At 36.7% G+C, this 13614-nt stretch carries 9 protein-coding genes; 6 read left to right on the forward strand and 3 right to left on the reverse strand.

The window, feature by feature from the left end; translation table 11 throughout:
* The first annotated feature begins 169 nt into the window (after nucleotides 1–169).
* Nucleotides 170–871 carry a hypothetical protein gene (locus HPT25_RS07235; protein ID WP_246277158.1) on the forward strand — a complete coding sequence of 234 codons (702 nt, stop codon included), beginning with the start codon at nucleotides 170–172 and terminating at the stop codon, nucleotides 869–871.
* Nucleotides 872–1587: 716 nt separating this feature from the next.
* On the opposite strand, the gene HPT25_RS07240 is transcribed toward HPT25_RS07235, so the two are convergent.
* Together HPT25_RS07240 and HPT25_RS07245 are read right to left on the reverse strand one after the other, a co-directional pair.
* Nucleotides 1588–3231 carry a thiamine pyrophosphate-binding protein gene (locus tag HPT25_RS07240; protein WP_173062024.1) on the reverse strand — a complete coding sequence of 548 codons (1644 nt, stop codon included), beginning with the start codon at nucleotides 3229–3231 and terminating at the stop codon, nucleotides 1588–1590.
* A gap of 12 nt (nucleotides 3232–3243) precedes the next feature.
* Nucleotides 3244–5628 (reverse strand): sensor domain-containing phosphodiesterase, encoded by a 2385-nt coding sequence (locus HPT25_RS07245; RefSeq protein ID WP_173062026.1) that lies wholly within the window; start codon nucleotides 5626–5628, stop codon nucleotides 3244–3246.
* A gap of 712 nt (nucleotides 5629–6340) precedes the next feature.
* Between HPT25_RS07245 and HPT25_RS07250 the strand changes: the two genes are divergently transcribed.
* Together HPT25_RS07250 and HPT25_RS07255 are read left to right on the forward strand one after the other, a co-directional pair.
* Nucleotides 6341–6805, forward strand: coding sequence for a chemotaxis protein CheX (locus tag HPT25_RS07250; RefSeq protein WP_173062028.1), 465 nt, complete (start codon nucleotides 6341–6343; stop codon nucleotides 6803–6805).
* Between the two features lie 571 nt (nucleotides 6806–7376).
* Nucleotides 7377–7880, forward strand: a complete 504-nt coding sequence (locus HPT25_RS07255; protein WP_173062030.1) for a DinB family protein — start codon at nucleotides 7377–7379, stop codon at nucleotides 7878–7880.
* A 97-nt stretch (nucleotides 7881–7977) separates the two neighbouring features.
* On the opposite strand, the gene HPT25_RS07260 is transcribed toward HPT25_RS07255, so the two are convergent.
* Nucleotides 7978–8535: a tetratricopeptide repeat protein gene (locus HPT25_RS07260; RefSeq protein ID WP_173062032.1), complete on the reverse strand. Its 558-nt coding sequence runs from the start codon at nucleotides 8533–8535 to the stop codon at nucleotides 7978–7980.
* Between the two features lie 664 nt (nucleotides 8536–9199).
* On the opposite strand from HPT25_RS07260, the gene HPT25_RS07265 reads away from it, so the two are divergent.
* The 3 genes from HPT25_RS07265 (at nucleotide 9200) to HPT25_RS07275 (ending at nucleotide 13110) form a co-directional block, all read left to right on the forward strand.
* The gene (locus tag HPT25_RS07265) at nucleotides 9200–9463 is read left to right on the forward strand and encodes a hypothetical protein (RefSeq protein ID WP_173062034.1); all 264 of its coding nucleotides are present in this window, start codon (nucleotides 9200–9202) and stop codon (nucleotides 9461–9463) included.
* 706 nt (nucleotides 9464–10169) lie between these two features.
* Nucleotides 10170–12254 (forward strand): GAF domain-containing protein, encoded by a 2085-nt coding sequence (locus HPT25_RS07270; protein ID WP_173062037.1) that lies wholly within the window; start codon nucleotides 10170–10172, stop codon nucleotides 12252–12254.
* A 352-nt stretch (nucleotides 12255–12606) separates the two neighbouring features.
* Nucleotides 12607–13110, forward strand: a complete 504-nt coding sequence (locus tag HPT25_RS07275; RefSeq protein ID WP_217269652.1) for an Imm6 family immunity protein — start codon at nucleotides 12607–12609, stop codon at nucleotides 13108–13110.
* Nucleotides 13111–13614: the final 504 nt, after the last annotated feature.

Below are 13614 nucleotides of genomic sequence, written 5' to 3' on the forward strand. Positions count from 1 at the left end.
CGAGAATATTTCTCCCTCTCCTCCAAAAGCAAATCTAATGCATCTTAAATAAAAACAGCAAATTAAATAAAAACAGCTTAAACACTTTCTTCTCATTCTTTTTCCATTATGTTATATAAGAAAAATAGGTTATTACACCAGAAAATTTTATGAAGGGAGCGGTTGATGAATGAAGCAAACATGCTTAAACACATACCCCTCTGAAATAATAGACAGAGTGGGCATGTCATTAAGAAAAGAGATCGGGGAAAATTGCCTTGAAACCGTGTTGGATGAGCAAATTAAAAAGATGCCCAAAGCTGAGTTAATGGACAGATACGTTGATTCTTTTGAAGGTAAAATATCCAGTTTTGAGATTATCAAGTTTGTAAAATCCATTTTCCAGTTTGATTTAGATTCAACTCCTATCATAGACGGTCATCTAGGAGAGACGGCAGTCAACGGTTTGCTCGATTCACATCTTGCTAAATATGAAAAAGATATAAATGGGGCTGTTATCCGCCAGCTAATCAATCAAACTGTAGGAATTAATTTGGATGCGATCTCCGCCTTAGAAGGGTCACGCATCTCTTTATTTTCAAAAGAGCAGTGGGTAATCCGCCATGAGCAGGATTTATTTGTAGTATACACGGGTGAAGGTGATGTCGATGCGAAAGTCTTTCCAACCCCTTATTTCATGGAACAGACAGGCCTAAATGGGCTGCCCGAAGAGTTGCAGCAATTATTAACTGATATAGGTTACAAGTATGACGAAACCGTTGGAAGCTGTTATTACTCCAATCCAACAGGTGAAGCGGTTCCAGATTCCTTTAAAGGGCAAACGATGGGATCGATCCTTAAGGTTATTCAAACTTCATACAAACATCTATAAAAAGGCATTTTTTAATAACGGGTTCTGGTTTCAAACACAAGTTTTTAAAAAACATTAAAAAAGGGGCATCAAATCATATCTGATGTGGATACCCCTTTTATTGATAGATAGGTGTTTTAAAAAGCAACGAGTTTTTGGTAAGGTAAATCGCACATAAAAAAGTAACTGTACCAATAAAAATTAATTCCCGCATCTAGGATCAAGAGGGTCCGCACGGATTGTTGGGAATCAGGTTTAGCACCCAATCTGGTAAATAGACGGAAAAAATTCCGCTTAATTAGTAATTATTAATAATAAAGGCTAAATTAGACGGAGAGATTCCGCCTATTGACTAGAAAAATGCGAAAATAAGTGATTTTTCCTAGTTTAATCGGAAAATCTTCCCTTATATCCCCTGAAACAGGCTCCATTCTGCATCTAACCGAAAAATCTCCGCTTATTTTTTCGGTGTTTTTTCATACGAATGAACTTGTTATTTTCAAAACTAGTTTAATTTTTGTACTTCAAAATAAAACCAGTTATTTTTTAAAAGCCTTTTACTTACTTATTAGGAAGGTTTATTTCTGGTGAATAGAACTAGTTTTTAAAACGGATATACCTTTGGCGGTACCTTCATCACGTTCTAACCCCCTACTTCATTCCTCTTAATATATACAAAAAAGTCATATAAGGGAGACAAAAACACCTCTCACCTTATATGACCATTCCTCAAACATCTACTTCCCGAAAGAAGATAAAAACTTCACCCGGTCGCCCATTGGCGGAGTATTATGATCAACTAACGCCACTTCAAGAACCGCGGGACCATTTAGATTCATTAAGTTATGAATTACATCTTCAGTTAAATCATCCAGCTCAGACACTCGGAAGCTTGGGATATTCATCGCGGCTGCCATTGCACTTATATTGATGGCTTCTTGTTCGAAGGAAGGATGGGTGCGCTTAAATTGCAAGGCATGTCCATGATAGACCATCCCCAGCCGCGAATTGTTCATGACAACAAACAGAATCGGAAGATTATATTCCTTTGCCGTCAAGATTTCCATTCCGTGCATGAAGAAGCAGCCATCACCTGTTATGCATACAACAGGCCGCTCAGGTTCTGCCAATTTAGAGCCAATGGCGGACCCAATCCCGCTTCCCATGGCACCAAAATGTACATTAATATTATACGAATCCGTCTCTAGTACCTTCATATAATTAATGACATAGGACATAAACTCACCGATATCAACTGTATACCTCGTGTGAGCCGGCAAATATTTTTGCAAATTCAACAAGACATTTTGCGTGTTATATTCTCTGCTATCTCCACCCCATTCTCGATTGTTTTCGAGAACCTTTTTCGCGGTCTTTCTAGCTAGGCCCAGCGCCCTTAATTCTTCAATTAAAAATATCAAACTTAAATGGAGATCGCCGAGAACAGGTAGATCAATATCGTATTTGCGGTTAAACACAGATTGGTCAAAGTCCATTTGTACGGTAAAGCGATTTTTTGTCAAGTTTTGATTATAATTATTCGTTGCCGTTTCACCTAGGCTTGAACCAACAATCAATAGGGTTTGGCCATCGCCTTCATTGATCAATTTTGACGCCGCTTCATGACCGGCGAATCCGAACACTCCTGCCATCAGGCGGTGGTGCTCAGGGATGTACCCCTTTGCCTGCGGAGTGGCGATAATAGGCCAATCCAGCATTTCTGCCAGCTCCAGCAATGGCTCTACTGAGTGCCTGACACCCTGTCCAACAAAAATGTAGCCGGTTTCTCTTGCTATAAGCTCTTTGGCCGCTTCCTTTATGGTCTCAAGGTTTGGAACGATCGGTTTTCTTTTTGGCAGGGCCGGAATTTCGGCCATTGGGACTTGTCCATGCTGAATATCGATTGGCAGCGCAATATGTACAGGGCCTGGCACGCCAGAAATGGCGATTTCCATTGCTTTGATGACTTCTTTAAGTACGTTCTTCGAATCCTTGACGGTGACACTATATTTGGTGACGGGGCGAAAGATCGGCTCCACGTTTAGTTCTTGAGAAGCATTTAATCCGAATGTATTGACTGGTACTGCTCCCGTTAAGAATAGGACAGGTATATGCTCACGCATGGCATTGGCGGAGCCGGTGACGAGATTGGTCGCCCCTGGCCCGCTGCAGCCGATGCTGACACTTAAGCTGTTGGTATATTTAGCGTAAGCCGCAGCCATATAGGATGCGGCTCCTTCGTGTTTCGTGACAATCGGTGTGATTTCCGGCATATCAAGCAGTTCATCAAAAAAGGCATTGACTGACCCTGCTGGAATACCAAACACATACTTAACTCCCATGCTTTTTAAATATTCTAATACTAAACGTGCTGCTTTCATGGCCCTTCCTCCTTAGACAAAATACTGTTTCACAATATCATCAGCTGTAACTGGTCTGCTGAAAAAATAGCCTTGCATCATGTCACATTGACGGGATGAAAGGAACTCTGCCTGCTCCTTTGTTTCGACGCCCTCGGCAATAACATCTAGATGTAAATTTTGCGCTAACATAATGATGGTGTTGGTGATGGCTGCCTCATCTTTTCTCATATCCCGGACAAACGATTTATCAATTTTCAATGTAGAAATAGGCATGTTTTTCAAATAACCCAAAGACGAATAACCTGTACCAAAATCATCTATGGCTATTTTGATGCCCAAACCTTTCAACTCCTCCATCGTTTTTAAGGTTAACGCCGTATTTTTAACAATTAAATTTTCAGTAAGCTCCAGATGCAGATACTCAGGTGAAAGACCGGTCTTATTAAGGACGGTTTTAACCATTGAAAACAGATTATTTTGTTCAAATTGACGGACGGATAAATTGACAGACATACTAATGGAAGGAAAACCTTGATCATGCCATTCCTTTAATTGTCTGCAAGCCTCAGTCAACACCCATTCGCCGATCGGAACAATTAATCCGGTTTCCTCGGCAAGCGGGATAAATTGATCAGGCGGGATCAATCCTCTTTCGAGATGATTCCATCTAATTAGAGCTTCAACTCCTGCAATTTTACCCGTTTTAAAGTTTATTTGCGGCTGATAGTAGATCATAAGCTCTTCTCGTTCTAATGCTTTGTATAAATCATTTTCAAGCTTGATACTTTCAAAGGTTCTTGTATCCATTCCCTCACTGAAGAAATGGTAACTGCTCCCTGATATTTCCTTCGATTTATACATAGCCGTGTCGGCATTTTTGATTAAGACTTCTGCCGTCGCCCCGTTATCCGGGAAAAGGCTGATCCCTATACTTGTTTTGATATACATTTCATAGTCTTTTATGTTAATAGGGCTCGAAAAGGCCGCAATGACACAGTCTACAACCATTAAAATTTCTTGTTCCATTTTAACATTAGGCAAACATATCGTAAATTCATCCCCGCCCAGCCGCGACACCATTGCTCCTTCCGGAACACAGCTTTTAAGCCGTTTGGCAACCTCCTGCAGCAAGATATCGCCGTAGCTGTGGCCAAGTGTATCATTGACAAACTTAAACCGGTCCAAATCCAAATACAAAATAGCTAGTTTTTCACCATTTTTTTGGGCAGCTACCAGTTCCCGAGCCAGTTTTTCGTTTAAAAACATTCTATTCGGCAAATCGGTTAAGTCATCATAATAAGCCCTATATTCTAGTTCTTCATTTTTAACTTTTATTTCCTTCGTTCTTTCCTCAATAATTTGCTCTTGTTTTTCCATATATAAAAGATTTGACAATGTGGCAGCAGCTGCTTCGACAATGGACTGGGCCAGTTGGATTTGAGCTTCTGTATAACTATGCTGCTGATTTTCCAGGCTGACAACGGCAATCACACCTAAAACTTCCCCCATAGCCACCATCGGAAGCATAAACAAGTCCTTCATGCCGAAATTGCGGCATAGCTCATGGTTTGGACGAGGATCGGCATATACATCAGGAATCACGATCGGTTTTAATGTTTCAATTACTTCCTGAATGACAGCATCATTGCCTTGATCAATTTTGAACTTACTATGTGTCGTGATCCAATCTTCCTCTGTCCAATCGCTTCCCTTGCTTAACTTTGCCGGTTTAATTTTCTGTTCGGCTAATGGATCCAATAAATGAACACCGATATTATCGTTATTTAAAACCCTCCCCATATAGGAAAAACATGTATCGAGACATTCCTGCATCGAAGAACACCTCGATAAATCACGCGTTACATCCAGCAGCAACTGTTTTTCAACAAGAAGATTTTCTTTATGAATTAAATTCCGGGAATTCTGAATAGCTACTGCTGCCATACTGACATAAGCCTCAACTGCTTGAATCTCTATCTTAGTTAAATTCATCGGAATCCCGTAATCAAATAAAAAAACAAGTCCAAATAATTCTTCTTCAAAGGAAATTGGCAGTGCTAATAACGATTTAATTTTAAAGCCTTCAACGGCCCTCGGATCAGGGCGATGATCCTTTGAGGTATCGGGAATATAAATGGTCTTTCTCGTTTCAATGACTTCTTTTGCTAGTAAATCATAATTCATATCAATGACATGCATATCCAAAGTCCAACCATTAATGACCTCCGGCTTGCCGACATACCCTCTAAAATTACCATCCTCCTGCGGCAAATAGATACCGACCGAATCACAGCGGACAATTTCCTCGGATATGGCGACGGTGACTTGCTCCAATACCTCGCGCAGCTCCAACTTTGTATTAATCATTTTTGTGATATTCGCCAGTCGAGAATATCTAGTTTGTTCCTGTAACATATGTTGAGCTCCCATCCCTCCGGTTTCAAATAACTATAAACAAAAATACTAATCTTATATTACAATTTTCGACATAATTCTTATAGGTCTTATTATTGTTATTTTTTCGCATCTTTGCAACAGATTTAAACGTTGTGGATGATATATCCAAAAAACGAAATGACTTTTTTACTCTAAAAATAGGATGAAAAAAATCCGACTTAATTAGCACTCTTTAACGCATTACAAGATACAGTTAAGCTTAACCCATATTTAAATTTTTCCAAAATTATAACATTGACAAATCCGACTTCTTCTCCCTAAACCTTTTTAAAATAAGGACGATATCAGTCTGATGGGGTAAATTTCCTAAGTCATCCAGAAAAAGGGGAGAAGGAAATGGAAGAGATAATCAGCCCCAGTTCTAAAAAGGAGTGGGGCCTTAGTTAGATAGGATATAATGAAGAAGAAAATTTAATTAGAAACGTTTAAGTAGGAATTTGGCGTTTTATTCCAAATATTTAATTACTTAATTTTTGCAACAGGAGTATTTGAGGCAGAAACATAAATCGGGAGACATATGAGAAATCTCTTGTTCTCATTTTCTTTCATAAAATGAATTAACTGGAATAAAATATTCCTTTCTTTTGCCTAGTAATTTTTATATGATTAATTTTAAATAGTAGTTCTAATGACACATAAAATTTATACATCAAAAGGAGCATTCTAATCTATGAAAAGCGAACACATAAATCCCTTTTTAGTAGGTGTAAAAAATATTTTCCAAGATGTTGCCCAAATGTCACTTGCATCTAATGGTATATCCGTAAAAACGTCGCCTACTGCATCCAAAAACGTTGTCGTCATGCTTGGATTAACAGGGGATTTAAGAGGGACGATTGCCATGAACCTTGATGAAGAGTTAACGAAAAAAATAGCTTCCAACATGATGGGGGGCATGCCTGTCCTTGAATTAGATGAACTATCCAAAAGCGCCATATCGGAACTTTGCAATATGATTATGGGTACAGTTTGTACTCTTTTTGCCGAACAGCAACTATCAGTAGATATTACGCCCCCATCTCTTATGACAGGGCAAAACATTCATCTAAGTTTCACACAAACTCCTGTTATGTCCGTGAAATTTGGATATGAAGAGCATGAAATAGATTTAGACCTATCCATTGTAGAAAAATAAGATTACAAGAAGAATTTAAAGCAGAAGAAATGGCAGGCTTCCATGAACGAGTGTAAAACTTGGGTAACATTCAGGGTGCACCAGACAGATCTTTCAAAAAGGTTGCCCAAACATAATACAAAGTTATTTTTTCTAAAAAATTTTCAAACCACAAGGGCAGCATTAGAACTGGGGACCTCTTGTGGTTTATTGTTTTATCAAGCTTTTTCACTCATCAGCTAGATTAGCATAAATCTTCATCTTTTCTTTGTATAATTCTAGTCCACATTTAATTCTTCATAGTCACTTTCACTATTTAATAATTCATGCAATGTCTTCCTCCCCTTAATATTTTGGAAATGCTGATATTATTTTACCTATAGTGCTATCTATATACATTTCTATTAGCATTTCTGAGAATGTAATTCCTCTGACTAATTTTCCATTCTAGGCTCATTAATTGAAGAATAAATTTAAAAACATAGAAATTCCCTCAGTAATCATTCAATTCATGCTTCTAAAAACAATACTGAATAACTTTTTAACACCCAATTTGTTATGATGAAAATAAACTAATCATGGAGGAGCTATTATGTATATAACCATTGCTGACTTTATGAAAGAATGGCACAGAGAGGCTATGTTAACGCAGAAAGTATTAGATGGTTTGACTGACGATTCTTTAAATCACCAAGTTTATCCCGAGGGTCGTTCTTTAGGCAGAATTGCTTGGCATTTTACAACCAATATTCCAGAGTATTTAGCCCATTTTGGCCTCAAGATCGATCGGGTTGAAAATGCAGAAGATATTCCCGCATCAGCCAAAATCGTTGCTGAAACTTTTAAAAATATAAGTGCTCAAGCAGCTACGGCCATTGAATCACAGTGGACAGACGATTCTTTAAAACAAATACAAACAGCTTTTGGAAGACAGGAATCCAATGCTACCATTCTGATGGGTCTCATTAAACACATCATTCATCATCGCGGCCAGGTTACCGTTCTTATGCGTCAAGCGGGGTTAAAACCTTTTGGGGTTTATGGACCTCCAAAAGAAGATTGGATTCATTTGGGCGTGGAAAATCCACCTCTTTAATCTATTATTGTAAGCATAAAAACAGCGTTCAGAGAAATACGATCACTGAACGCTGTTTTTATTAATTGGTATATAGCAATTTCACATTAAAATCATTTTACTTCGAATTTAACACATTTTGAATCTGCTTATAATTTGAATCTGTTTTCGCCACTTTTTTAAGTGCAGTATTAACAGTGGTTTGGGCAGCCTTTGTATCGCCTACTGCCTTCTGCGCAAGCGCCAAGTTCAACCAGCCAAAAGAATAAGCAGGATTTAATTCAGTAGCCTTTTGATAGTATGGAATCGCATCTTTCGGCTTGTTATAACTTCTAAAATAGATATTGCCTAAATTGTTATAAGCAAGGTAACTTTTCGGGTCAATTTTAATGGCCTTTTGATAGTAAGATGCTGCTTTGTCGTAATTACCATTAAGATAGGCGCTTCTCGCTGCCTCTATTTGAGCATCCGCACTTTTCCCTTCAGCCGCTGCTGTCGCCTCTAATTTCTTTTGATTCTCTTTCCCCATGTAGGGACTTGCCTTACTTGTTTTAGATGCCTTTTCTTCTTGCATAGCAGATTTAGATTGCTGTTTATCAGACTGATTGCTTGAACAACCTGCCAGGAGAACAAATGGAAGGATGGCGCTAACCATTGTCAGCTTGGTAATTCTCATTACTATACATCTTCTTTCTATCATAAATTTCCCTGTCATCTTACCCCTTTATATTGACGGTAGATGAACATTAAATATTCTATTAAATATCCTCCTGTAAATCAATACCAATTTAACAATTGGTAAAAACAGACTAAAGGGACAAATTAATTTTTAAATTATCGGCAGGATTCACATACTTACTTACTATCAGCATCCTATACAAAAAAACAGAGCAAGGTGGTCATTAAATCATTCAGCAGGCCTTTAATAAAGGAAATTTTTAATAATTTATTACTTTATTATAATAAAACCCCCATTATGGAGTTTTCAATTGCGAATATATTAGTAAAAGGATATACAAACCCTTCGAAAAGATTTCTTTCTACTTTCCAATTTCAAAATACCTTTAAAGGGAAAATTGGACTGCTTTCCCAACTTCTACACCCCATAATTCATGCATACTCGAAGGGAGTAACGCATTTTACCGAAGCCAATTATGGGGTGTATAAAGGGGGAATGGCAGATCACTATCTGGCCCTTTTTCCCAAAAATAAAGCTCTCTAAGGAGAGTTTTATTTTTTTATAAAAAAGCACATTTCCCCTTATTAGACTGACCTCAGCGATAAAAATTAAATCTGGGTTTTTATGGTAAAATAATCATAAAAATGCAGGAGGTCATAAATTGAGGAGATATTTAGGAATTGTTTCCATCGTAATCTTAATTGTTACATATTTGATCTTACAATCCCTTGTAGGCAAAAAAACGGGGAACTTTTGGATTTTAATCACCTTTATCGGTTATCTAAGCTCTGTGCTATCTTCTTGGTATAGTACGAGCGGTTTTTGGAAAATGGCATCAGCAACCATTCTTATATTAATTCCAGCCGGCTATCTTGTTGTTTTTATTTTATTTTTAGTTGGAGTATCTACTGGTTCAGGATTTTAATAGTTCAATAAACAATTAATTACGATCAAAAGAATTAAATTGAATGGACGAAAAGGACACACTATAAATTCCTGTCCTTGCCTTCCGTTATTTTTTTACTTATCAAATGTCTACCACGATATGTACTCGAAAATACTAAGTCTGCCAGTAGTAGCTCAACTATGGAACATGGTAAATAATTAGAAACAGTCATGGACGCAATAAAACCACTTACAGTTCAAGATTGTAAATCCCTCTAATTCCAAGTTTGATATACTTCTAAATGCAAAAAAGGCTATTGATGTATGCCGTTATACACAATAGCCTTTTACGTTTGCTACTGATTAATTTTTTGGTCCCATCCTTCCAGCTTCAGACAGTTTATATTAATGTTATGCATTTACTCATTCCAAAAACCGATATCCTCCCTTCACGCTTATAATAGCTGGATGTCCTACATTCAAGGCTGAAGTATTGATTAAGTGAATCTATTTTATTGTTTTTTATCAAAATCAAAACTTTAGTCCTATAAAACTATTACTGGATGCTTTTACACATTTCAAAAACTAATCACAATTACCTTATATGCCGATACTTACAATTAGTCCCAAAGTAACAATTTGCCACCATTTCCCTTTAGGTTTTTCACCGAAATTCGACAATTTGCAATAAATTTAAAGTATAATAAAAACAAATTTCTACTAACAAGAGGACGGAGTAAATAGGAATGCTAGATGATCAAACGCGGTATTCACGACTTGCACATATAACAAGATTAATTAATTCCAAGCTGGAGTTACGTGAAGTGTTAAAACATGTAACAACCGCCATATCTGAAGAAATTGTCCAATGTTCTGCTGTCGGTATTTATTTACCACAGGGAGACGGGACTTTTAGAGGATATGTGGGAAAGCCGGATACCATGAATGGAATGACACTCGACATGCTCGTGGTCGATCCTAAAGTTGATCAATTAGCCAATGAACTTGTTAGAACAAAAAGAACGATCTATATACCTGATACATCAAAGGATAATCGTCCTGATCCCAAACCAATCCAAGCCTTTCAAATAAAATCAATATTAGCCTTGCCGATCTCACTTGAAGAAGAGTTATATGGACTGGTTTTTTTATTTAATTATGGAGTGGTTTTGAACTTAAAACAATCAGAAATTGAAAGTGTTGAAGCGTATGTGAACATGGCGGCCGTAGCTATTCGGAATGCCAATTATTTAAAACAAAAGGAAAGCTTAATTTCTGAAAAGCAGCTGTTACTTGATCTGACGAGTGATCTCTCTATGTGCTCATCTATAGAAGATAGTCTTGATAAAAGTTTTTTCTATTTAGGGAAAATCTTAGATAATGATTGCATAGATTTCCAAATACTTGATATCGAAGTAGATAACAGGGTCAAAGTAAACTCAGGTTATTATGCTAAAAAGAAATGGCGTGAAACATTCCAAAAATTAATCATAAACAATTGTTATGATGCCATAATTCAAAATGTGATTGAAACCAAGAAATCCATCCTCATTTCGGATGTTTATGCAGATCAAAGACTTAATCATGAACTTTGCCAGAAATATTCGTTAAAGGGCCTATTTTTGATTCCATTGGTATCTATGGGGAAAGTTTTAGGGATCATAACCATTGTTGATCTTGAAGGGAAAAGTCGGATTTATACCAAATCACAAACCCGACTGGCACAATCCATTGTTGATGCTACAGCATCAACGTTAACTAGCTTGCTTTATATGGGCCAACTTGAAGAAATGATAGAGGAGCGGACACAGCAGCTCGAAGAAGCCATTGAGAAGAAAAACAATGTAATTGAAAGCATTTCTGAAGGGTTCATTGCTTTAAATAGTAAATGGAGAATTACAAATATAAACAAAAACGTTATCCATCGCACATTCGCTCCAAATAAGTTATTAGGGAAAAAAGTATGGAGTGTTTTCCCACAGACTGTTGATACTGTAATCTACAAAGAACTACATAGGGTGATGACAGAACGGATCCCTGTATATTTTGAATCACCTTATGCCGGTTCTTGGTATGAAATAGTGGCTTATCCATATGATGATGGAATCTGTGCCCTTATTAAAGACATAACTGAGAAAAAGAAATTTGAGAAAGAATTAAAAAGGTTATCCGGGCTACAGTTAATTGGCCAGATGGCGGCAGGTATAAGCCATGAGATCAGAAATCCGATGACAACCGTACGAGGATTTCTTCAGCTTGTAAAAGAAGAAAATGACTTTGAGAAATTCGGACATTATTTAAACCTTATGATTGAAGAACTGGACCGTGCAAATGCCATTGTTACAGAATTCCTTTCTATGAGTAATACCAAAATGACGGATTTACAGAAGTGGAATTTAAATAACATCATATTAGATATAGCTCCACTAATTGAAATAGATGCAACTAACCAAAACAAAAATGTAAAAATCAATACGCAGACGCTGCCAGAATTATTATTAAATCGAAATGAGATCCGCCAATTAATAATAAATCTATACCGGAATGGGTTAGAAGCGATGGAAGAAGGAAAAACACTAACCATAAGTACTTACAAGGAAGAGGGTTATGTTGTACTTGCATTTAAGGATCAAGGGAAAGGGATTAAACCTGAAGTATTAGAAAAGCTTGGCACTCCCTTCTTCACTACCAAAGAAAAAGGGACTGGCTTGGGATTAGGTGTAAGTTACGCAATAGCAGCCCGTCACAATGCAAAAATTGAAATTCAAACAGGTGAAGAAGGCAGCACTTTTTATGTCAAATTTTCAACAGCCTCTTCTCATTCTAGATAATGCTGGTTTAGCTATTATGATGAAAAAATAAGATTTAAATTCTTTCTTTATCTAATCCAAAATACCCACATAATACACAGTGGACCGCATGACGATCTTCATGAAATTCTATTCTTTTGTATATGTGATTTTAGCTTTCAAGTTGGAATATAGAAATTTCTGCTATAAACCTTCAAATGTTAATTTTCATAAGGCCGATAACGCTTGTTAAATCTCATAGATGAACAAGGGACTCTCAGTAGACAGATAATCGGAATCGGTCTACTTGTTATAACGTTGATATAAATTGTTGTAATTTTGGTAGGATAAAACCAGCCATATAAAAAAACCTATTTGGAGGTTTTAGAAATAGATGCTGAATATAACGGAAGTAGGCATAAACGATCGAGTAGCACTGTGTTTGGCATATACGGAACGTACTTTAGATTATTTTAGAGATGAATTTAAAGACGGGAAATATGATGCCGCGTTTGATAAATTTGATAATATTATTAAATTAGGGTTTGATTGGTTAATTGGAAACAAGGTTGATTGGGAAATCATATACAATCTATGTAATGATGATGAACAAGAATATGGTTGTTTTAATTTTGTGAGTTCACATGAATGTTCTGATAAATACACTATTCCAACAAGTATCCTTATATGGACTATTTATTATTTAATCTATCAATGTGCTCGTCAGTCTAATGAACAGTATTTTCCTTCAGATCTTTGGGATGGTAATTTACCAGAAGAAGAGGAAAAGGAAATTCTTGAGACTCTTAATGCAGAAGCAAGTAAGTATCTTTCATCAGACGTTATTGAACAACTAAAATTAGTAGAAAGTATTTATAGGAAAAATCTATACGGATAACACCTATTATACCTGCAGTTTGTATTCCTTTTCATTAATTACCAAGGCGTGGGGACCATTGCAAAAATAGGATATATTGGAAAGTGGATATTGGAAGGCAGTTTAACTGCTTTCCATTTTTGTGTAAAGAAAAATAAATGAAATTAGATAATCATATCCCAGCTGTCAAACTGACTATTAAAAAAGAAATTTTGCTTTTTCTTAAATCTTTTAGAGAATACTTTTAGATGAATCAAAAGCTTGTAAAAAAACGGAAATTAATTGATCAAATCAAAATTGGGAGCTTCATTCATTTTGGTAGCGTCATAACAGTGCCTAACCGTCACTTTAACTTTATTCTTTTCAGGAACATAGCCCGATTTTAAAATGAAAAAGAGTAACTCGCTATCTCTATACAACTCATTTCTTAACCTTATTCGTACATATACTAGTGAATCGGCTGGATAGAAGGAAAAGCAGGAACCCCTGACTGAGAATTGAAAAAAGCGGGGAGCTTCTCCCACT

The organism is Neobacillus endophyticus, from assembly GCF_013248975.1.
GTDB lineage: Bacteria > Bacillota > Bacilli > Bacillales > Cytobacillaceae > Neobacillus > Neobacillus endophyticus.